The sequence below is a fragment of the Streptomyces akebiae genome, assembly GCF_019599145.1.
Classification (GTDB): Bacteria; Actinomycetota; Actinomycetes; order Streptomycetales; family Streptomycetaceae; genus Streptomyces; species Streptomyces akebiae.
In genome coordinates, this window is record NZ_CP080647.1 from 3,411,698 (window position 1) to 3,431,054 (window position 19,357).

Genomic DNA, 19,357 nt, shown 5'->3' on the forward strand with positions numbered 1-19,357 from the left:
GGCCGGGGCGGGCGCGCGCACGCCGTGTTCGCCCGCCCCTCCGGGAAGAGGACCCCTCCGTGAAAACCGTGGAACCCGCGCCCGCGGCGGCCCCAGGCCGACAGCAGGCCTCACGCCCCGGCGCACCGGCCCCGCGGCCGTCGCGCCGCAACCGCGAATGGCTGCACGGACTGCTCATGTCCGCCCCCGCCGTCGCCGGACTGATCGCCTTCGTCGGCATCCCCTTCTGCTACGCCGTCGTGCTCTCCTTCTACAACGTGCGCCTCGGCTCCCCGCTGGAACCCACCTTCTTCGGTGTCGAACAGTACCGACGGCTGTTCACCGACCCCGACCTCTCCGGCCCGTTCCTGCGGGCGCTGCTCAACAACCTGACCTTCGCCGTGGTCGTCGTCCCCCTCCAGACCGGGCTCGCCCTGGGCCTGGCGATCCTGCTGAACCGCAAGCTGAAGGCGATCGGCGTCTTCCGGTCGGTGTTCTTCATGCCGGTCGTCTTCCCGATGGCCCTGGTCGCGGTGATCTGGCGGCTGATCCTCGCCCGCAGCGACCAGGGCATGCTCAACTCGGCGCTGGACGCGGTGAGCCTCGGCAACTGGGGCGCGTTCGACTGGCTCGGCGACGGCCTGACCGCGATGGCCTCGATCATCGTCCTCTCCGTCTGGCAGGGCGTGGGTTTCCAGATGGTCATCCTGCTCGCCGGGCTCCAGCAGATCCCGGGCGAGCTGTACGAGGCCGCCCAGCTCGACCGGGCCTCGCCCTGGCAGCAGTTCCGGCATGTCACCCTGCCCGGCATCCGCTCCACCCTCGTCTTCGTCGTGATGCTCACCTCGGTGCTGTCCTTCCGCGTCTTCGACCAGGTGTACGTCCTGGTCAAGGGCGGCGGGCTCGACGAGGACGCGGCCCGCACGGTGATGTACCAGGCCGTCACCACCGCCTTCGACCAGAACAACATCGGCCAGGCGTCCGCGATCACCGTCGTGTTCTTCCTGATCGTCGTCGCCCTGACCCTGATCCAGCGCCGCGTCGTCCGGCCCGACAACGAGGACTGAGCATGAGCACGACTACGAGCACGCACACGGGTGTGGGTGGGGGCGCGGGCGTGAGCACGGGTGGCGGCCTCTCCCGTGGACCGCTGCGCCGCTTCCTCGACTACGCCGTCCTCTCCGTCCTGGCGTTCGTCTTCGCCCTGCCCGTCATCTACCTCCTCCTCGGCAGCCTCAAGCCGTCCGACGAGGTCCTGGACGGGCTGTCCGGATTCCTCCCCACCCATCTGTCCTTCGACAACTACTCCGCCGTCCTGGACAGCCTGAACTCCGACAGCACGGGCTACTTCTGGCAGTTCATGGGCGTCTCGCTGTTGCTGGCGTTCGTGGTGGTGACGGGCGGCCTCTTCATCAACTCGATGGCGGCGTACGGGCTCTCGCGGCTGAGGTGGCGGGGCCGGGAGGCCGTCTTCACCCTGGTCCTGCTGCTGATGCTGGTGCCGTTCGAATCGGTGGCCGTGCCGCTGTTCTACATGTTCAACGACCAGCGGAACACGCTCTTCATCCAGGCGCTCCCCTTCGTCGCCAACGCCTTCTCGGTCTACCAGTTCCACACGTTCTTCCGCTCGATCCCGCCGAGCATCGAGGAGGCGGCCCGGCTGGACGGCGCGGGCCCGTGGCGCACCTTCTTCGCGATCATCGTCCCGATGTCGAAGCCGGCCTTCGCCTCGGTAGCCATCCTGACCTTCCTCACCCAGTGGGGGTCGTTCCTGTGGCCGGTGCTGATGGTCTCGGACCCGTCGGTACGTCCGCTGCCGCTGGAGATGAGCGTCTTCCAGGGGCAGCAGCCCCCGGACTGGGGCCAGATCCTCGCCTTCGGCGTCCTCCTCGTCCTGCCGGTACTGATCGTCTTCGCCTTCTTCCAGCGGTGGTTCGTCCAGGGGGTGGCCAGCTCGGCGGTGAAGGGGTGACGCACCACGCCCGCTCCGGGGGGGGGCGGCCGTACGCCGAAGCGCTGTGCGTGGCCCGTTGTCAGTGGCCGGTGCGATGCTGTGGGCATGAACCGGGACGATCTGGTGCGGCTGCGGCGGGCGCGGGACCGCATGGACCGCGAGTACGCCGAGCCGCTGGAGGTGACCGCGCTCGCCCGCACCGCGCTGATGTCCCCCGGACACTTCCACCGCAGCTTCCGCGCGGCCTTCGGCGAGACGCCGTACGGCTATCTCATGACCCGCCGGATAGAGCGCGCCAAGGCGTTGCTCCGCCGCGGCGACCTCACGGTGACCGAGGTGTGCCTGGCCGTGGGCTGTACGTCACTGGGCTCCTTCAGCTCCCGCTTCACCGAACTGGTCGGCGAGACACCGAGCGCGTACCGGGCCCGCTCGCACGAGGAGGGCGCGGCCATCCCCGCGTGTGTGGCGAAGCGCCTGACCCGGCCGACCCGACACCGCATACGCACGGCGGAACCCGGCGAGGCGTCCTAGCGTGAGGACATGGCTACGAACGATCCGCACGCCGCGCACGGGCTCCCGGCCCCGGATGTGAAGCTCGCCCAGTGCTTCCTCGCCGTCGACGACCATGACAAGGCACTCGCCTTCTACCGTGACGTGCTCGGCATGGAGGTCCGCGGCGACGTGGGCTTCGAGGGCATGCGCTGGGTCACCGTGGGCTCCCCGCTCCAACCGGACGTCGAGATCGTCCTGGAGCCGCCGGCCGCCGACCCCGACATCTCCCCCGCCGACCGCGAGACCATCGCCGCCCTCCTCGCCAAGGGCGTGCTGCGCGGTGTCAACTTCACCACCGCCGACTGCGACGCCCTGTACAGCCGTGTCGAAGCCTCCGGTGCCGACGTCCTCCAGGCCCCCACGGACCAGCCGTACGGCGTCCGCGACTGCGCGTTCCGCGACCCGGCGGGCAACATGCTGCGCTTCATGCAGCGCCGGGACTGACCGCCCGAGCGCGGCGGCAGCGGCCCGGCCCGGCGGAAAACGGCGTTGCGTGGAACGGGGCGGCAAGGGACCGTACGAGTCGTTCAGCCGTGGGGCTGGACCGTACGACAGGGAGCGGCGCTGTGGGTGGAGTGGGCGGTAACGGCAGTGGCGGCGGGGACGGCGGCTCGGTGGGCGGGATGAGCGAGGCCGGTGGGCCGATTCGGTGGACGTACGCGTTCGTCGACCGGCCGGCGGCGCGGTTCGAGCGGGCCTGTGCCTTCTGGACGGCGGTCACGGCGACGCGGCTGTCCGCACCGCGAGGTGATCGGGGCGAGTTCGTCACGCTGCTGCCCGAGAACGGCGACGCGTGCGTGAAGGCGCAGGGGGTCGAGTCGGGCGACGGCGGCGCGCACCTGGACTTCGCGGTCGAGGACGTTCACGCGCTCGTCGACCGGGCGGTCCGGCTCGGCGCCGAGGTGGTCGCCCCGCACGACGACTGGGCGGTGCTCGGCTCACCCGCCGGGCAGCTCTTCTGCGTGGTGCCATGGAGCGGAGAGGCCAAGCGGCCGCCGGTGGTGGACGGAAGCCGACTGGACCAGGTGTGCCTCGACGTGACGCCGGCCGCCTTCGAAGACGAGGTCACGTTCTGGGCGGCCCTGACGGGGTGGGACTCCCGTCCGGGTTCCCGCCCGGAGTTCCATGTGCTGCGCCCGCCGACCGGCCTCCCCCTCCGCATCCTCCTCCAGCGCCTCGACGCCCCCCGCCCCACCTCGGCTCACCTCGACTTCGCCTGCACCGACATCGACACCACCCGGGGTCGCCACGAATCCCTCGGCGCGACGTGCGTGTCCCACCATCCCCACTGGACCGTGATGCGCGACCCGGCAGGGGGCACGTACTGCCTGACGGGCCGCGCCCCGGAGACAGGCGGACTGCCTCCGACGGCCAGATGAGGTCGGACCCTGGGGACCACGGGCCCCGTCGGCTCAGATGTCCTCCGCGCCTTCCAGCACCGGGCGGATGACCACGGGATACTCCGTGAGCCCCTCGGGGCCGGGGCACTGGGCGACGCGGGCCGCGATCTCCGTGACCCGGTCCAGGTCGGCGCAGTCCAGGAGCCAGTAGCCGGCGAGCAGTTCAGCGGTCTCCGGGTACGGACCGTCCGTGATCACCGGTTTGCCGTCGACGTCCGCCGTGACGAACCGGGTGCGCGCCGGCTCGGCCAGCCCCTGCCCGTCGAGCATCTCCCCGGTCTCGGTGAGGTCGTCGTTGATCGCGCTCATATAGGCGTACATGGCGCGCAACTCATCCTGTGTCCAGGCCGGAGAGTGCTCGGAGGCCTTCCCCCGCATGCCCTCGTAGTCCGCCTGCGTGCCCAGGACCATCATCAGGAACTTCATGAGTCCGCTCCTTCGTCCGCCGCCGGCCGGTCGCAGCCAGGGGCCGAAGCCGGGGGCCGAGCCCAGCCAGGTCAGGCCTTCTCCTCGGTCCTCGCCTCGGCCGGAGCCGACTCCGTCACCTCGGTCGACTCAGCCTCCGCCTCGGCTTCGCCGGGGTGCGTCTCATGACCGGCGAGACCGGCATGGACGGCACCACCACCGTGACCGCCATGCACACCATGGCTCCCGTGCGTCCGCCGGGCGACCGCGCGGGGCTTCTCCGCGGCGGCCTCCGCGGCCGCGACGGCCTCGTCGACGTACGCCGCACACTCGTGATTCCTGCACGGACCCGGACCCCACACGGGTACCCACGCGCCCAGCGTCTTGTGTCGCCGTACGACCGTGGCCACAGGCTGTCCGCAGACCGGGCAGACACGCTCGTCGATGCCCATGTCCTCAGGGTAGGGCCGACGGGGTCGGTGCGCTCCCCGTCGTACACCGACAATCCGCGCCCCTCGGCGTCGGCGCTCAGCGCTTCCTGCTGTACTTCCGCACGACCACCCCGTTGTCGAAGCCGCGCACCTCGTCGAGCGTGAACTCGGAGAGGGCGAATCCGGAGCCGAACATCGGCATGCCGGAACCCTGCACGACCGGGTACGTCTTGATGATCAGCTCGTCGATCTCGTCGATCAGCTCTCCCGCGACCACCGAGCCGCCGCAGAGGTAGATGCCGAGACCGCCGTCCTCCGCCTTGAGCTCGCGGACCTTGCCGATCAGGTCGTCCGAGATGATCTCGACGTGCGGGTCGGGCGACTCCTTCAGCGTGCGCGAGGCGACGTACTCGCGCAGATGGGCGAAGGGGCTGGTGACGCCCTCCTTCAGCGCGATGTCGTAGCTGGCACGGCCCTGGATGATCGTGTCGTAGTCCTTGTTGGGCAGACCGTCGGTGCCGATGAGCCGACGGACGCTGCTCGGGTTGGTGTCCGGGTGCTCCGCGCGGAGGTACTCGGCGAACTCACCCACCACGTAGGGATACATGTACGACGCGTCACCGTCCGGGTCCCCGATGAACCCGTCGATCGAACACGCGATGAGGTACGTCAGCTTGCGCAAACCGGTCTCTTTCCCTCGTCCGACAGGCTTTGGCGTCAGAGCCGGCGGCAGTCGTCCGACACCGCGGCTCGCAACCACGTCAGTTATAGTACTTCACCTGTAGTGGTTGCAAGGGAATTCGGAATTCAGCACGAAGGAGCCCCGGATGGTCAGGAACCCCGAGCGCAGAGTCGCTCTGCTGGACGCGGCGGTGGCGGTGCTGGCACGGGAGGGGGCACGCGGTCTGACGTTCCGCGCGGTGGACACCGAGGCCTCGGTACCGGTGGGCACCGCGTCGAACTACTTCGCCGACCGCGACGCCCTGCTCCACCAGATCGACGCGCGGCTGAAGGAACGCCTGGCCCCCGACCCGGCCGTGGTCGAGGAGCTGCTCGCCTCGCCGAAGGACCGGACCCTGGTCGTGGCCTTCATGCGTGATCTGCTGGCCCGCGTCACCGGGGACCGCACCGGCTACCTCGCCCACCTCGAACTACGCCTCGAAGCCACCCGCCGCCCTGCCTTGTACGCCTCGTACACCGAGTCGGTGCGCGGCGAGCTGGACTTCGGCATGCGGTTCCACCGTGAGGCGGGCCTCCCCGGCGGCGACGAGACCGTCATGGTGCTCTACTTGGCCATGCAGGGCCTCCTGCTCGAACACCTGACCTTGCCGGACGTCCTCGACGACGCCCTTCCCGGGGTCACCGCCCCCGAGGGCCTGATGGAACGCGTCGTGAAGACGATCGTCCCGTAGGAGCGAAGAACCGGCGGGCCCCGCACACCGTGGGGATGTGCGGGACCCGCCGACCACCCGAAGGCGCCGGTACCGCGCGGGGTCAGGTCCGCACGGCACCACACCTCCGGAGCATCGACCGCCTCCGGCGGCCCGTCTCAGCTGCTGCGGCGCGTCACGAACTCGGCCAGTGCGAGCAGCCCACCGGCCGACTCCGGGTCCGGCACCGCGCGAGAGAGTTCTTGCATGGCCCGGGCCATGCGATCGGCGGCCTGGATCTGCGCCCAGTCGCGCCCGCCGGCCCGCTCCACGACCGACGCCGTGCGCTCCAGGTCCCCCTCCTCGTACGGCAGTCCGTACAGCTCGGCGAGTTCGACGGCCGCCGGGGTGCCGGAGGCGAGCGCCGCGACCACCGGCAGGGACTTCTTGCGGACCGCGAGATCCGCCCCGGCCGGCTTGCCGGTGTGGCTCGGGTCGCCCCAGATGCCGATCACGTCGTCGATGAGCTGGAAGGCCAGCCCGGCCTCCCGCCCGAACGCGTCCAGTGCCTCGACGTCCTCCTCGCAGGCGCCCGCGTACAACGCGCCCACCGCACAGGCACAGCCCAGCAGCGCGCCCGTCTTGGCCTCCGCCATGACGAGCACCTCGTCGAGAGTGACCTCCTCCGGCCGACGGCCCTCCATCTCGGTGTCGGTGTGCTGGCCTGCGCACAGTTCGACGACGCAGGCCGCGAGCCGGGCGGAGGCCGCGGCCGACGCCGGATGCGGGTCCTCGGCGAGCAGTCGCTGGGCCAGGGCCTGGAGCGCGTCCCCGGCCAGGATCGCATCGGGAATCCCGAACACGGACCAGGCGGTGGCCCGGTGTCTGCGCGTGGTGTCCCGGTCCATCACGTCGTCGTGCAGCAGCGTGAAGTTGTGCACCAGCTCCACCGCTGCGGCGGCCCGCACAGCGGCGGACTCGCGCCCGCCGAGCGCGGAGACGGCGGCGAGGACCAGCGCCGGGCGTATCGCCTTGCCGGCGTTCCCCGTGACCGGGGTGCCGTCCGCGTCCTCCCAACCGAAGTGGTAGCGCGCGACGCGGCGCATCGAAGCGGGTAACGACCCGACGGCCCGGCGCAGTTCGGGATCGACCGACCTCCGCGCCTGTTCCAGGATCTCCACCGCCTCGTGTCCTTGGGGGCCGCTCGCCGTGGCCGACCGGCCGACCGGCCTGCCCGGACCGGCGGCAGGCGACGTCTTCTCCGGTTCGGCGTCCCCCTCCGGCTCCAGAGCCTGCCTCCGATTCCGCTCGACGACCGCCGCCGGCCTCGGAACCCCGGCGGCGGCGCTCCGCTTCGTCTCCGTCACGAACTCACCCATGGGATCGCCTCGGAGAGGCCACGGAGGGCGGCCGTTCCGCTGTGTGCGGGCACGTGCGCGCGGGGTGTCCCCGCCCTGTCGGGCGGGGACACGGCGTCCGGTCGGACAGGGTCACCGCCAGCGGCCGATCTCGACGTTCTCCAGCACGCCGAGCGCGTCGGGGACCAGGACCGCGGCCGAGTAGTAGGCCGTCACGAGGTACTTGATGATCGCCTGTTCGTTGATGCCCATGAACCGCACGGACAGGCTGGGCTCGATCTCGTCGGGGATGCTCGCGGCCCGCAGACCGATGACCCCCTGGTCCTCCTCGCCGGTACGCATGGCGATGATCGACGTGGTCCTGGCCTCGGTCACCGGGATCTTGTTGCACGGGTAGATCGGCACGCCGCGCCAGGTGGGGATGCGGTTGCCGGCGATGTCGACGGTCTCCGGGACCAGTCCGCGCTTGTTCAGCTCGCGGCCGAACGCGGAGATCGCACGCGGGTGGGCGAGCAGCAGCTTGGTGCCCCGGCGCCGGCAGAGCAGCTCGTCCAGGTCGTCCGGGCTGGGCACACCGTCGTGCGGCTGGAGCCGCTGGTCGTACTCGCAGTTGTGGAGGAGGCCGAACTCCCGGTTGTTGATGAGCTCGTGCTCCTGGCGCTCCTTCAACGCCTCGACCGTGAGCCTGATCTGCTGCTCGGTCTGGTTCATCGGCTGGTTGTAGAGGTCGGCCACGCGCGTGTGGATGCGCAGGACGGTCTGGGCGACGCTGAGTTCGTACTCGCGCGGCGCGGCCTCGTAGTCGACGAAGGTGTGCGGGATGTCCGGCTCACCGCTGTGGCCGGCGGCGAGGTCGATCTCCTTCTCGCCGTACTTGTTGGTGCGCTGCGACGGGATCGAGCGCTGTTCCTGCAAGTGCTCGCTCAGCGTCTCGGCACGCTCGGCGAGTTGCTCGACGGCCTGGCGCGGCAGGACGAGCACCGTGCACGCGGTGACCGCGCGGGCCGTGTACTCCCAGATCGCGTCGGGGTCGAGCAGGGCCTGCTCGCCGAAGTAGGCGCCGTCGGCCAGTACGCCGAGGACCGCGTCGTCGCCGTAGGGGCCGGTGCCGATCTTCTCGACCTTGCCGTGCGCGAGCAGGAACACCTCTTCCGCCCGGCTGCCGAATTCGGCCAGGACGTCGCCGGGCGTGAACTCCCGCTGCTCGCAGCGCTGGGCCAGTTCGCCCAGTACGTCGATGTCCTCGTAAGTCCGCAGGGCCGGCAGTTCGCCGAGCTCCGCGGGGATGACGGCGACCTGGTCGCCGGTCTTCACAAAGGTGACGCGGCCGTCGCCGACCGCGTAGGTGAGCCGCCTGTTCACCCGGTACGTGCCCCCCTGCACGTTCACCCAGGGCAGGGTGCGCAGCAGCCAGCGCGAGCTGATCTCCTGCATCTGGGGCGTGGACTTCGTGGTGGTGGCCAGGTTCCGGGCAGCGGCCGTGCCGAGACTCTGCTGCGGCCTGTCCTGCTGCGAGCGAACCTCTTCGCCTACCGACATGCGGATTCCCCTCCGGGTATGCACTGACAGCACTGATCGCGGTCACCGATCTCGCGATCCAGCCTTGCATCACGGAACGTGTTGGTGCTATTACCCGAAAGAGCGGGAATGGATCTTAGGAGACTGGGCATATCCGTCGGCTTTGTCGACCCGCTCGCGCACCTGTCCGAGCCCCGCGCGAATCTGACCGGATCCATCCGCGCGCCCCACCGACAACTCGCTGGCGCCGTGCGACGTGGGTACAAGCATGCCTACGAGGCGGCCTCGACCAGCGGCCGTCGCACGGCACGAAGGAGCCGGCCATGGCCCCACCCATGTCCGCGAGCAGGTTTCTCACCGTCCTCAAGAACGAGGGCGTGCGGGTCGTCGAGGTCGGCGACTGGGAACATCACAACCGCAACCACGTGGGCCCGTGGGGGCCCGTCCACGGCGTGATGATCCACCACACCGTCACGTCCGGCAGCGAACGCACCGTGCGTATCTGCCGTAACGGGTACTCGGGGCTGCCCGGACCGTTGTGCCACGGTGTGATCACCAAGGACGGCCGGGTGCACCTCGTCGGTTACGGCCGGGCCAACCACGCCGGCCTGGGCGACGACGACGTGCTGCGGGCCGTGATCGCCGAGAAGGCGCTGCCCCGGGACAACGAGGCCAACACCGACGGCAACCGCCACTTCTACGGCTTCGAGTGCGAGAACCTCGGCGACGGCGAGGACCCCTGGCCGGAGGCACAACTCGAAGCCATCGAGCGGGTCTCCGCCGCCATCTGCCGTCACCACGGCTGGAACCAGCGGTCCGTCATCGGCCACCTCGAATGGCAGCCCGGAAAGGTCGACCCCCGGGGCTTCACCATGGCCCAGATGAGAGAGCGCGTACGCGACCGCCTGAAATAGGGCCCGACCGCGGGCGCGCCCGACGCCGACCGGTCATGTGTCCGACAATGGGCGCGTGACCGGCCAGCCCCCCGCCCCGGACGACCTCACCGTCCAGGACAGCCCCTCCGTCCCCGACGACCCCACCGCCGCCCTGAACCCCAGGCTGCCGTCCCCCCTCCAGGAGGTCGAGGACGAGCGCTTCGCACGTCACGGCCTCCGGCTGCTGCTCAAGCGCGACGACCTGATCCACCCGCGGCTCGTCGGCAACAAGTGGCGCAAACTGGCCCCGAACCTGCGCGCGGCGGCGGGCCGCCCGCTGCTCACCTTCGGCGGCGCCTACTCGAACCACCTGCGCGCCACGGCCGCCGCGGGCCACCTCCTGGGCCTGCCCACCATCGGCGTGGTGCGCGGCCAGGAGCTGGCCGACCGCCCCCTCAACCCGTCGCTGGCCCGCTGCACGGCGGACGGGATGCGGCTGCACTTCGTCGACAGATCGACGTATCGCCACAAGTCCGATCCGGCCACCCTGGCGGCCGTCCTCCGCGCCGCCGACGCGCAGGACGCCTACGTGGTCCCCGAGGGCGGCAGCAACGCCCTCGCCGTGCGCGGCTGCCAGGACCTCGGCGCGGAACTGCGTGGCCGGGCCGATGTGGCGGCCCTCGCCTGCGGCACCGGCGGCACCCTCGCCGGACTGGCCGCGGGCCTGGCTTCCGACCAGCGCGCCCTCGGCATTCCGGTTCTCAAGGGCGGCTTCCTCGACGAGGAGATACGGAAGCTCCAGGACAGGACGTTCGGCGGCCCGCGCGGCAACTGGAGTCTCGACGACCGCTTCCACTTCGGCGGTTACGCCCGGACCTCGGCCGAACTGGACGCCTTCGCGGACGACTTCGAGACCCGCCACTCCCTCCCGGTGGAGCATCTCTATGTCGCCAAGTTGCTCTACGGACTTGTCGCCCTGGCGGCGGAGGGCGCCTTCCCGCCCGGGACGACGGTCGCCGCGGTGATCACCGGCCGCCCCTTCCCGGAGCACACGGCCTAGGCGGCCTCCCGGTAGACCGCCGCCTCCTCCAGATCCAGCCTCCGCAGCAGCGTGCGCAGCATCTCGTCGTCGATGTACCGGCCGTCCCGCAGCTTGACGAAGACCTCGCGTTCGGCGCCGATCATCTCCCGGGAGAGGCGGCTGTAGGTGTCGTCGGCGCTCTCCCCGGTCACCGGGTTCACGGCGCCGAGCCGCTCCCAGACGGCGTTGCGGCGCCGTTCCAGGACCGTGCGCAGGCGGTCGACGAGCGGGGGCGGCAGTTCGTTGCGCTCGTTCGCGAGGAGTTCGTCCAGCCGGGCCTCGGCCGCCCGGGACGCCTGGGCCTGGGCGTTGGCCTCGGCGAGGGTCTCGGCCTGCTGGTCGCGTCCCGGCAGCTTCAGGACGCGGATCAGCGGCGGCAGGGTCAGCCCCTGGATGACGAGCGTCCCGATGACCGTCGTGAAGGTGAGGAAGAGGATCAGGTTCCGCTCGGGGAAGTCCTCCCCGCCGTGCACGGTGAGCGGGATCGAGAAGGCGATGGCCAGCGAGACGACGCCCCGCATGCCGGCCCAGGCGACGACGAACGGCCCCTTCCAGGTGGGATTGCCCTCCCGCTCCCGGATGCGTCGCGACAGTACCCGGGGCAGGAAGGTCGCCGGATAGACCCATATGAACCGGGACATCACGACCACGAGGAAGACGGCCACGGCGTACCAGGCGGCACGGCCCCCCTCGTACTCGCCGAGCCCTTCGAGGACGACCGGGAGCTGGAGTCCGATGAGGGCGAACACGGCGGACTCCAGCAGGAAGGCGACCATCTTCCACACGGCCTCCTCCTGGAGGCGGGTGGCGAAGTCGACCTGCCAGTTGCGGTGGCCGAGGTACAGGCCGACGACGACCACGGCGAGCACCCCGGAGGCGTGCACCCACTCGGCGAGCCCGTAGGCGACGAAGGGGATCAGGAGGGAGAGGGTGTTCTGCAGCAGCGCTTCCTCCAGGTGCGTGCGCAGCCAGTGCAGGGGCACCATCAGCAGCAGGCCCACCGCTACGCCACCGACCGCCGCCATCAGGAACTCCCCGATCCCACCGGACCAGCTCGCACCCTCGCCGACGGTGGCCGCGAGGGCCACCCGGTAGGCGGTGATCGCGGTCGCGTCGTTCACCAGAGACTCGCCCTGCAGGATCGTGGTGATCCGCGACGGCAGCCCCACCCGCCGGGCGACCGCCGTCGCCGCGACCGCGTCCGGCGGCGCCACCACCGCACCGAGCACCAGCGCGGCGGTCAGCGGCATCCCCGGCACGATCAGGTACGCGGCCCAGCCCACGGCGAGGGTCGCGAAGAGGACGTATCCGACCGACAGCAGGGCCACGGGCCGCAGTTGGGCCCGCAGGTCGAGGTAGGAACTGTCGCGGGCGGCGGTGTACAGCAGCGGGGGCAGGATCAGCGGCAGGACGATCTCGGGGTCGAGTTCGTAGTGCGGCACTCCGGGCAGGTACGACACGACGAGTCCCACCGCCACCAGCAGCAGCGGGGCGGGCACCGGCGTACGCCGGGCGGCCCCGGCGACCGTCGCACTCCCTGCGACCAGCAACAGCAAGGGCAAAAAGTGCATCGCTTCCGCCGCCTTCGTTTCCGCGCGTGGTTCCGCGCGCCCGTCGTAACCTGGCAATCATGAAACAGTGCACGCACACGGACGCGCTGCCGCACCCCGAGCCCGATCCCCTGAGCGACACCTGCCCGGAGTGCCTGGCCGCCGGGAGCCACCCGGTGCAGTTGCGGCTGTGCCTGGAGTGCGGGCACGTGGGCTGCTGCGACTCCTCGCCGATGCGGCACGCGACCGAGCACCACAAGGAGAGCGGCCATCCCATCATGCGCACGTTCGAGCCCGGCGAGACCTGGCGCTGGTGCTTCGTGGACCATGTACTCGTTTGACGAACACGGCCGAGACGACGTACGACGGAACCATGTCACCCCGTGACACGTCGACGTACTCGTGTGACACGGTTCGGCGGTCCGACGCCTGGGTACGTCAATCCGGCGCGCGCTCTTCCTATTTGAGGCCCGCAGACCTCTAGCCACCGAGCGTATTCATAGGCTTACTATGAGTGACAGCATGGGGTGGGGTCCTCAGGCCCCCGAGGACACGGCGCTCGGTAGCGCGATAGCGTCACCGCTGAACCACGTAGCGCGTTACCCCGGGGGGCGACCCTCGGCCCCCGAAAAAGCTTGTACCACCTTGGAGGTGAGGGTGTCCCAGATCGCAGGCGAGCCCGGGACCCAGGACTTCGTGGAAGTCCGGCTGCCGGCCGCGGGTGCCTACCTGTCGGTGCTGCGTACGGCGACGGCCGGCCTCGCAGCCCGTTTGGACTTCACCCTCGACGAGATCGAGGACCTGCGCATCGCGGTCGACGAGGCCTGCGCGATCCTGCTTCAGCAGGCCGTGCCCGGCTCGGTGCTCAGCTGTGTCTTCCGTCTGGTCGACGATTCACTGGAGGTCACGGTCTCGGCCCCCACCACGGACGGCCACGCCCCTTCGCGCGACACCTTCGCCTGGACCGTGCTGTCGGCCCTGGCGGGCAAGGTCTCCTCCGCGGTGGCCGAAGACAAAACCGTTTCGATCAGCCTCTACAAACAGCGCGGCGCCGGACCCGGGCCGGCGTGAGGAACGGGGACGGGCCGGTGCGGGACGAAGAACGCGGCACACGGGAACTGCCCGCGGAGGATGACGGCGGTCCGAGTGGGCCGGCGCATCTGGCGGACGGCGTCGACGGCATCCCCGAGCAGGCCCGGCCGCACCCGGAGGACGAGTCCTCGGCGGCGGCCGGAGCGTCTCGGTGGGCGGAGCCGTCCGACGACGAGGCACCCTCCGACGGGCAACGGGATCCGGAGGGTGCCCTACGGAGCACCACGTCCTCACGAGGGCGGACTGGGGCCTCCCCCGCTCGAGCACAGTCGAGAGCTGGGGGAACGGTGACGGCGGGCGGGACTATGAGCGAGCACGAGCGACACGACGAGGCGAGCGCACAGAGCGTGCGAAGCGCACAGCACGACCCTCAGGACCGCAGCGGGGCGCGCGCCCTGTTCGTGGAGCTGCGCGCCCTGCCGGACGGCAGTGCCGAGTACGCGGAGCTGCGCAACAGGCTCGTCCGGATGCACCTGCCGCTCGTGGAGCACCTCGCACGCCGGTTCCGCAACCGCGGCGAGCCGCTGGACGACCTGACCCAGGTCGCCACCATCGGCCTGATCAAGTCGGTGGACCGCTTCGACCCGGACCGGGGCGTGGAGTTCTCCACGTACGCGACTCCGACGGTCGTCGGCGAGATCAAGCGGCACTTCCGCGACAAGGGCTGGGCGGTGCGGGTACCGCGCCGGCTGCAGGAGCTGCGGCTCGCGCTGACCACGGCCACGGCCGAGCTGTCGCAGCAGCACGGGCGCTCCCCGACGGTGCACGAGCTGGCCGAGAAGCTGGCCATCTCCGAGGAGGAGGTCCTGGAGGGCCTGGAGTCGGCCAACGCGTACTCCACGCTCTCCCTGGACGTCCCCGACACCGACGACGAGTCCCCGGCCGTCGCGGACACGCTCGGCGCGGAGGACGAGGCGCTTGAGGGCGTCGAGTACCGGGAGTCCCTGAAGCCGCTGCTCGAAGACCTCCCGCCGCGCGAGAAGCGGATCCTGCTGCTGCGGTTCTTCGGCAACATGACCCAGTCGCAGATCGCCCAGGAGGTCGGCATCTCCCAGATGCACGTCTCCCGACTGCTGGCGAGGACCCTGGCGCAACTGCGCGAGAAGCTGCTCGTCGAGGAGTAGCGGGGGGGGGAGGAGCCGGGGCCCCGTTCGTGGCGCGAGACAGCTCCAGGAGCCGTCAGCGGCGCCCGGACCCTTCGGCTTCCGCGTCCGTCCGGCCGAGCAGGCTTCAGCTTCCTCGTCCGCCCGGTGATCGGCTGGCCGCCGGATTCAGCAGCAGTTCGTCGGGCGGCCGGGCCGTCGGCTTCCCCGGCGGTTCGGCTCAGGGGCCGACCGGTCCGCCGGCTTCCCTGGCCGCCCGGCGACCCGCTAGGCCTCCGGTCCCTGTGCCCGCCCCGGGCCCTGGATGCCGAGGGCCTGGGTCGTAGCCGGATTGATCAGCAGGACCAGCGCGGCGATCGCGACCACCGCGAGCGCGATGCCCGCCGGGATCGCCACACTGTCGGCACGCAGCAGGTTGTAGGCCACCGGCAGCGCCATGATCTGGGTGATGATGGCGGGCCCTCGGCTCCAGCTCCGCCGCAGCAGCAGCCCGCGCGCGGCGATCAGCGGCAGCAGGGCCAGCGCGATCAGGGTGATGCCGCCGGTGACGCCGGTGCTCAGGTCGTCCGTGTCACCGGTGACGCCGACGACGAGCATGGCCCCGCCGCCCACCAGCAGGGCCACCCCCTCCAGCGCGGCCAGCGCGGCCGCGGCGGTCAGCCGCCCGGGGCGGGGCTCGGCGTCGGAGGTGTCCGGCGTGGGGGTCTGCTCAGGGCTCACCCCTGAAGGGTAGCCCTCGCCCCGTGGCCCGCTCCGCCCCCGGTGTCCGGCATGTACGCCGCGTTCGCGCGCCCCCACGTGCTCATCGTCACTACCTGATATCCCCCTTGATCCGCACCTCGGTATGGGCCGGGTACCACCCAGTAGGTACGCTGCAACTCATGCGTGCACTTCTCGTGGTCAATCCGGCGGCAACCACCACAAGCGCACGTACGCGCGATGTGCTGATCCACGCCCTCGCGAGCGAGATGAAGCTGGAGGCGGTGACCACCGAGTACCGGGGGCACGCCCGGGACCTAGCCCGCCAGGCCGCAGAGGGCAAGGACGACATAGAACTGGTCGTCGCGCTCGGCGGCGACGGCACGGTCAACGAAGTCGTCAACGGTCTGTTGCACCACGGCCCGGACCCCGACCGCCTCCCCCGTCTCGCCGTGGTCCCCGGCGGCTCCACCAATGTCTTCGCCCGCGCCCTGGGTCTGCCCAACGACGCCGTGGAGGCGACCGGCGTCCTGCTCGACGCGCTGCGCGAGAGCCGGGAGCGCACGGTCGGCCTGGGCATGGCCTCGGGCACCCCGGGCACGGAGGACGAGGCGGTGCCGTCCCGTTGGTTCACGTTCTGCGCCGGCCTCGGGTTCGACGCGGGCGTGATCGGCCGGGTCGAGCAACAGCGGGAACGCGGGCGGAAATCCACACACGCCCTTTACCTGCGTCAGGCTTTTCGGCAGTTTCTGGAAGAGCCCCACCGCAGACTCGGCACGATCACTTTGGAGCGGGCCGGCGAGGACCCCATTTCCGATCTTGTGCTGTCCATAGTCTGCAACACGTCCCCCTGGACGTTTCTGGGCAATCGCCCGGTGTACGCGTCACCTAAGGCCTCGTTCGATAAAGGTCTCGACGTGCTCGGTCTCAGCCGCATGTCGACGCCCGCCCTCGCCCGATATGGCACACAGTTGCTCACTTCGTCCCCCGAGCGCGGACCTCAGGGCAAGCACGCCACCACCCTGCACGATCTGACCGACTTCACCTTGCATTCGAAGGCCCCCCTCCCCCTGCAGATGGACGGCGACCACCTCGGACTGCGTACGAGCGTGACGTTCACAGGCGTACGCCGTGCACTGCGTGTGATTGTGTGAGCGGAACGGGCAAAAGTCCTTCCACTCGAACGTTTAGGCCAGGATCCACCCCATGGAAGTACGGCTGTGACACAGTCGACACCGAGGAATCAAAAAAAACTTTCCGGAAGGGGTTGTATCCGCCGCTGAGGTTTGCGAGTCTCTACGTGGCGCTCGGGACAGCCCGCAACACCGGCTCAAGCAAGCGCCAGAACCCCTCCTCAATCCACAGGACCACACCAGTCCGTCTGGTGATCGGCCCTTCACTTGTTGAGGGATTCGTGAAAGCGTTCACATTCACAAGCTAACGTGCATGTAATACCAAGGAGAGGTAGCAGCCATGGACTGGCGTCACAACGCCGTTTGCCGCGAGGAAGACCCCGAGCTCTTCTTCCCCATCGGCAACACCGGTCCTGCGCTGCTGCAGATCGAGGAAGCCAAGGCTGTCTGCCGTCGCTGCCCGGTGATCGAGCAGTGTCTGCAGTGGGCGCTTGAGTCCGGCCAGGACTCCGGCGTCTGGGGTGGTCTCAGCGAGGACGAGCGCCGCGCCATGAAGCGCCGCGCCGCCCGCAACCGGGCCCGTCAGGCATCCGCCTGACATCCCACCCAGCAATAGCCTGAGCTTGGCGGCGCGCACAGCGAGTGCGCTTCTCCCGCCCCCGAGCCGCAGCGCGCAGTGCCCCCGGTGCGCTTAATCAGCCACGAGCCCGAGCCCCGGACCACACAATGGTCCGGGGCTCGGTGCTGTTTCCGGCACGGCGCCCCTCGGTGCCGGTTCCGCCGTACGCGCGCTACTTCTGGGCACGCACCGGGATGTCCAGGATCACCTGGGTGCCCCGCTCCGGTGCCGGGACCATGTCGAAGGTGCCGCCCAACTCCCCCTCCACCAGCGTCCGTACGATCTGCAGGCCGAGGTTGCCCGAGCGGTGCGGATCGAAGCCCTCGGGGAGGCCGACTCCGTCGTCCTGGACGGTGACGAGCAGCCGGGTCTCCTTGGAGCCGCCGCCGCGGACGGCCGAGACCTCGACCGTGCCGGTGTCGCCCTCACGGAAACCGTGTTCGAGGGCGTTCTGCAGGATCTCGGTGAGGACCATGGACAGCGGGGTGGCGACCTCCGCGTCCAGGATGCCGAACCGTCCCGTACGCCGGCCGGCGACCTTGCCCGGTGAGATCTCGGCGACCATCGCGAGCACCCGGTCGGCGATCTCGTCGAACTCCACCCGCTCGTCCAGATTCTGGGACAGCGTCTCATGCACGATCGCGATCGATCCGACCCGCCGTACGGCCTCTTCGAGGGCCTCCCGGCCGCGCTCGGAATCGATACGCCGGGCCTGGAGGCGCAACAGGGCTGCCACGGTCTGGAGGTTGTTCTTCACCCGGTGGTGGATCTCCCGGATGGTCGCGTCCTTGGTGATCAACTCACGCTCGCGTCGCCGCAGTTCGGTCACGTCCCGCAGCAGCACCAGCGAACCGATGCGTGGCCCCTTGGGCTTGAGGGGGATCGCGCGGAACTGGATCACCCCGTCACTGGACTCGATCTCGAACTCGCGCGGCGCCCACCCGCTCGCCACCTTGGCGAGCGCCTCGTCCACCGGGCCCCGGGAAGGGGCGAGTTCGGCGGTCGTACGGCCGAGGTGGCAGCCCACCAGGTCGGCGGCGAGGCCGAGACGGTGGTAGGCGGAGAGGGCGTTCGGGGAGGCGTACTGGACGATGCCGTCGGCGTCGAGCCTGATCAGCCCGTCACCGACGCGCGGTGAGGCGTCCATGTCGACCTGCTGGTCGGGGAACGGGAACGCGCCCGCGGCGATCATCTGGGCCAGGTCGGACGCGCTCTGGAGATACGTCAACTCCAGGCGGCTCGGGGTCCGCACGGTCAGCAGATTGGTGTTGCGCGCGATGACGCCGAGGACGCGCCCCTCCCTGCGTACGGGGATGGACTCGACCCGTACGGGCACCTCCTCGCGCCACTCCGGATCGCCTTCGCGGACGATCCGGCCCTCGTCGTGCGCGGCGTCGAGCAGAGGTCGGCGGCCGCGCGGGACCAGGTGGCCGACCATGTCGTCCTGGTACGAGGTGGGGCCGGTGTTGGGGCGCATCTGGGCCACGGAGACATAACGGGTGCCGTCGCGCGTGGGAACCCAGAGGACCAGGTCGGCGAAGGAGAGGTCGGACAGCAGCTGCCACTCCGACACCAGCAGATGCAGCCACTCCAGGTCGGAGTCGCTGAGGGCGGTGTGCTGGCGGACGAGTTCGTTCATGGAGGGCACGTGTGTGAGCGTACCTGGCGGTACGGACATGACCGGAAACAGCCGTTGATGTGGCCGGTACGGGCCCGGGAAACACCCGCGGGCCGCGGCGCCTGAGAGGGACCCTCAACCCTCCCGGCACCGCAGCCCGGAGCAACATCGGCCGTGGGGTGTGCGGTCCCAGTCGGCCGAAGGATGAGGACCCGGAGCAGTCAGGGCAGAGAGCGCCGGTTCCTCGGTCCGCCTTCCTGTGCGGGGAAGACGGAGGCTTGTCGTCGCGTGCGATCCCCGGCGGCGGGCCGCTGATCGATCACATGCTCTACCACGCATTGTTGACTAGACCACTGCGTGTGTCCATGCGTTGGCGGATGTTTGTTGTTGTTCCCTTGCCCGGCATCCAGTGGCCGGCCCACCCGCAGAGTAGCCCGCCGCGGCCCGGGGCGGGCCGGAACGCCGTCACCGGTCCGCACCGGCGGGCGGCGGGCGGGCAGATCGCCCCCTGTGGAGAAGGGGCCACCCCTGCTAGATTGGTCTACACCACATGGAAGGTGCTTGACCCCGCAGGTTCCGGTCGAGTCCTCTTGAGTCCTTACTTTCCAGATCGGCAGGCC

The 19,357-nt window shown here is 70.2% G+C and carries 21 protein-coding genes; 13 read left to right on the forward strand and 8 right to left on the reverse strand.

Features of this window, described 5'->3' with window-relative positions; all coding sequences use genetic code 11:
- Nucleotides 1–59: 59 nt before the first annotated feature.
- The 5 genes from K1J60_RS14510 (at nucleotide 60) to K1J60_RS14530 (ending at nucleotide 3,864) form a co-directional block, all read left to right on the forward strand.
- The gene (locus K1J60_RS14510; RefSeq protein WP_220646587.1) at nucleotides 60–1,046 is read left to right on the forward strand and encodes a carbohydrate ABC transporter permease; all 987 of its coding nucleotides are present in this window, start codon (nucleotides 60–62) and stop codon (nucleotides 1,044–1,046) included.
- Between the two features lie 2 nt (nucleotides 1,047–1,048).
- A complete protein-coding gene (locus tag K1J60_RS14515; RefSeq protein WP_220646588.1) occupies nucleotides 1,049–1,951 on the forward strand; it encodes a carbohydrate ABC transporter permease in 903 nt (300 codons plus the stop codon).
- A gap of 87 nt (nucleotides 1,952–2,038) precedes the next feature.
- Entirely contained in the window at nucleotides 2,039–2,464 is a 426-nt protein-coding gene (locus K1J60_RS14520) for a helix-turn-helix transcriptional regulator (RefSeq protein ID WP_220646589.1), read from the forward strand.
- 9 nt (nucleotides 2,465–2,473) lie between these two features.
- Nucleotides 2,474–2,929 (forward strand): VOC family protein, encoded by a 456-nt coding sequence (locus K1J60_RS14525; RefSeq protein ID WP_220646590.1) that lies wholly within the window; start codon nucleotides 2,474–2,476, stop codon nucleotides 2,927–2,929.
- Between the two features lie 179 nt (nucleotides 2,930–3,108).
- A complete protein-coding gene (locus K1J60_RS14530; protein WP_220651461.1) occupies nucleotides 3,109–3,864 on the forward strand; it encodes a VOC family protein in 756 nt (251 codons plus the stop codon).
- 33 nt (nucleotides 3,865–3,897) lie between these two features.
- Here K1J60_RS14530 and K1J60_RS14535 read toward each other — a convergent pair whose 3' ends face one another.
- From K1J60_RS14535 to K1J60_RS14545, 3 genes are all read right to left on the reverse strand, one after another.
- Nucleotides 3,898–4,311 (reverse strand): YciI family protein, encoded by a 414-nt coding sequence (locus K1J60_RS14535; protein ID WP_220646591.1) that lies wholly within the window; start codon nucleotides 4,309–4,311, stop codon nucleotides 3,898–3,900.
- A gap of 71 nt (nucleotides 4,312–4,382) precedes the next feature.
- A complete protein-coding gene (locus tag K1J60_RS14540) occupies nucleotides 4,383–4,742 on the reverse strand; it encodes a hypothetical protein (RefSeq protein ID WP_220651999.1) in 360 nt (119 codons plus the stop codon).
- A gap of 76 nt (nucleotides 4,743–4,818) precedes the next feature.
- Nucleotides 4,819–5,403 (reverse strand): dihydrofolate reductase family protein, encoded by a 585-nt coding sequence (locus K1J60_RS14545; RefSeq protein WP_220646592.1) that lies wholly within the window; start codon nucleotides 5,401–5,403, stop codon nucleotides 4,819–4,821.
- Between the two features lie 145 nt (nucleotides 5,404–5,548).
- On the opposite strand from K1J60_RS14545, the gene K1J60_RS14550 reads away from it, so the two are divergent.
- Entirely contained in the window at nucleotides 5,549–6,133 is a 585-nt protein-coding gene (locus K1J60_RS14550) for a TetR/AcrR family transcriptional regulator (RefSeq protein ID WP_220646593.1), read from the forward strand.
- A 137-nt stretch (nucleotides 6,134–6,270) separates the two neighbouring features.
- Here the strand turns inward: K1J60_RS14550 and K1J60_RS14555 are convergent, their stop codons facing one another.
- Nucleotides 6,271–7,470: a family 2 encapsulin nanocompartment cargo protein polyprenyl transferase gene (locus K1J60_RS14555; protein ID WP_220646594.1), complete on the reverse strand. Its 1,200-nt coding sequence runs from the start codon at nucleotides 7,468–7,470 to the stop codon at nucleotides 6,271–6,273.
- A 111-nt stretch (nucleotides 7,471–7,581) separates the two neighbouring features.
- On the reverse strand, nucleotides 7,582–8,988 hold the full coding sequence (locus K1J60_RS14560) for a family 2B encapsulin nanocompartment shell protein (protein WP_220646595.1): 1,407 nt from the start codon (nucleotides 8,986–8,988) through the stop codon (nucleotides 7,582–7,584).
- A 302-nt stretch (nucleotides 8,989–9,290) separates the two neighbouring features.
- On the opposite strand from K1J60_RS14560, the gene K1J60_RS14565 reads away from it, so the two are divergent.
- Nucleotides 9,291–9,881, forward strand: coding sequence for an N-acetylmuramoyl-L-alanine amidase (locus K1J60_RS14565; protein ID WP_220646596.1), 591 nt, complete (start codon nucleotides 9,291–9,293; stop codon nucleotides 9,879–9,881).
- 55 nt (nucleotides 9,882–9,936) lie between these two features.
- Nucleotides 9,937–10,902: a 1-aminocyclopropane-1-carboxylate deaminase/D-cysteine desulfhydrase gene (locus tag K1J60_RS14570; RefSeq protein ID WP_398683215.1), complete on the forward strand. Its 966-nt coding sequence runs from the start codon at nucleotides 9,937–9,939 to the stop codon at nucleotides 10,900–10,902.
- Here K1J60_RS14570 and K1J60_RS14575 read toward each other — a convergent pair.
- Entirely contained in the window at nucleotides 10,899–12,494 is a 1,596-nt protein-coding gene (locus tag K1J60_RS14575) for a Na+/H+ antiporter (RefSeq protein ID WP_220646598.1), read from the reverse strand. The two genes, K1J60_RS14570 and K1J60_RS14575, sit on opposite strands and share 4 nt — an antisense overlap.
- Nucleotides 12,495–12,553: 59 nt before the next feature.
- Between K1J60_RS14575 and K1J60_RS14580 the strand changes: the two genes are divergently transcribed.
- From K1J60_RS14580 to K1J60_RS14590, 3 genes are all read left to right on the forward strand, one after another.
- A complete protein-coding gene (locus K1J60_RS14580; protein ID WP_220646599.1) occupies nucleotides 12,554–12,814 on the forward strand; it encodes a UBP-type zinc finger domain-containing protein in 261 nt (86 codons plus the stop codon).
- A 316-nt stretch (nucleotides 12,815–13,130) separates the two neighbouring features.
- Complete coding sequence (locus tag K1J60_RS14585) at nucleotides 13,131–13,544, forward strand: ATP-binding protein (RefSeq protein ID WP_128379511.1); 414 nt, start codon at nucleotides 13,131–13,133, stop codon at nucleotides 13,542–13,544.
- Nucleotides 13,541–14,689, forward strand: coding sequence for a SigB/SigF/SigG family RNA polymerase sigma factor (locus K1J60_RS14590; RefSeq protein WP_220646600.1), 1,149 nt, complete (start codon nucleotides 13,541–13,543; stop codon nucleotides 14,687–14,689). Before K1J60_RS14585 ends, K1J60_RS14590 begins: the two co-directional genes overlap by 4 nt.
- 246 nt (nucleotides 14,690–14,935) lie before the next feature.
- Here K1J60_RS14590 and K1J60_RS14595 read toward each other — a convergent pair whose 3' ends face one another.
- Nucleotides 14,936–15,388 carry a hypothetical protein gene (locus tag K1J60_RS14595; RefSeq protein WP_220646601.1) on the reverse strand — a complete coding sequence of 151 codons (453 nt, stop codon included), beginning with the start codon at nucleotides 15,386–15,388 and terminating at the stop codon, nucleotides 14,936–14,938.
- A gap of 161 nt (nucleotides 15,389–15,549) precedes the next feature.
- Here K1J60_RS14595 and K1J60_RS14600 point away from each other — a divergent pair, with 161 nt between their 5' ends.
- Complete coding sequence (locus tag K1J60_RS14600) at nucleotides 15,550–16,521, forward strand: diacylglycerol/lipid kinase family protein (RefSeq protein ID WP_220646602.1); 972 nt, start codon at nucleotides 15,550–15,552, stop codon at nucleotides 16,519–16,521.
- A 319-nt stretch (nucleotides 16,522–16,840) separates the two neighbouring features.
- The gene (locus K1J60_RS14605) at nucleotides 16,841–17,098 is read left to right on the forward strand and encodes a WhiB family transcriptional regulator (protein WP_003992873.1); all 258 of its coding nucleotides are present in this window, start codon (nucleotides 16,841–16,843) and stop codon (nucleotides 17,096–17,098) included.
- 193 nt (nucleotides 17,099–17,291) lie between these two features.
- Here the strand turns inward: K1J60_RS14605 and K1J60_RS14610 are convergent, their stop codons facing one another.
- Nucleotides 17,292–18,758 (reverse strand): sensor histidine kinase, encoded by a 1,467-nt coding sequence (locus K1J60_RS14610; protein ID WP_220651462.1) that lies wholly within the window; start codon nucleotides 18,756–18,758, stop codon nucleotides 17,292–17,294.
- Nucleotides 18,759–19,357: the final 599 nt, after the last annotated feature.

What these genes read in the sequence shown, in the direction of transcription:
- K1J60_RS14515 (WP_220646588.1), top strand. Translation starts at nt 1,049, where the DNA reads ATGAGCACGACTACGAGCACGCACACGGGTGTGGGTGGGGGCGCGGGC.
- K1J60_RS14520 (WP_220646589.1), top strand. Translation starts at nt 2,039, where the DNA reads ATGAACCGGGACGATCTGGTGCGGCTGCGGCGGGCGCGGGACCGCATG.
- K1J60_RS14525 (WP_220646590.1), top strand. Translation starts at nt 2,474, where the DNA reads ATGGCTACGAACGATCCGCACGCCGCGCACGGGCTCCCGGCCCCGGAT.
- K1J60_RS14530 (WP_220651461.1), top strand. Translation starts at nt 3,109, where the DNA reads ATGAGCGAGGCCGGTGGGCCGATTCGGTGGACGTACGCGTTCGTCGAC.
- K1J60_RS14535 (WP_220646591.1), bottom strand. Translation starts at nt 4,311, where the DNA reads ATGAAGTTCCTGATGATGGTCCTGGGCACGCAGGCGGACTACGAGGGC.
- K1J60_RS14540 (WP_220651999.1), bottom strand. Translation starts at nt 4,742, where the DNA reads ATGGGCATCGACGAGCGTGTCTGCCCGGTCTGCGGACAGCCTGTGGCC.
- K1J60_RS14550 (WP_220646593.1), top strand. Translation starts at nt 5,549, where the DNA reads ATGGTCAGGAACCCCGAGCGCAGAGTCGCTCTGCTGGACGCGGCGGTG.
- K1J60_RS14555 (WP_220646594.1), bottom strand. Translation starts at nt 7,470, where the DNA reads ATGGGTGAGTTCGTGACGGAGACGAAGCGGAGCGCCGCCGCCGGGGTT.
- K1J60_RS14560 (WP_220646595.1), bottom strand. Translation starts at nt 8,988, where the DNA reads ATGTCGGTAGGCGAAGAGGTTCGCTCGCAGCAGGACAGGCCGCAGCAG.
- K1J60_RS14565 (WP_220646596.1), top strand. Translation starts at nt 9,291, where the DNA reads ATGGCCCCACCCATGTCCGCGAGCAGGTTTCTCACCGTCCTCAAGAAC.
- K1J60_RS14575 (WP_220646598.1), bottom strand. Translation starts at nt 12,494, where the DNA reads ATGCACTTTTTGCCCTTGCTGTTGCTGGTCGCAGGGAGTGCGACGGTC.
- K1J60_RS14580 (WP_220646599.1), top strand. Translation starts at nt 12,554, where the DNA reads ATGAAACAGTGCACGCACACGGACGCGCTGCCGCACCCCGAGCCCGAT.
- K1J60_RS14600 (WP_220646602.1), top strand. Translation starts at nt 15,550, where the DNA reads ATGCGTGCACTTCTCGTGGTCAATCCGGCGGCAACCACCACAAGCGCA.
- K1J60_RS14605 (WP_003992873.1), top strand. Translation starts at nt 16,841, where the DNA reads ATGGACTGGCGTCACAACGCCGTTTGCCGCGAGGAAGACCCCGAGCTC.
- K1J60_RS14610 (WP_220651462.1), bottom strand. Translation starts at nt 18,758, where the DNA reads ATGAACGAACTCGTCCGCCAGCACACCGCCCTCAGCGACTCCGACCTG.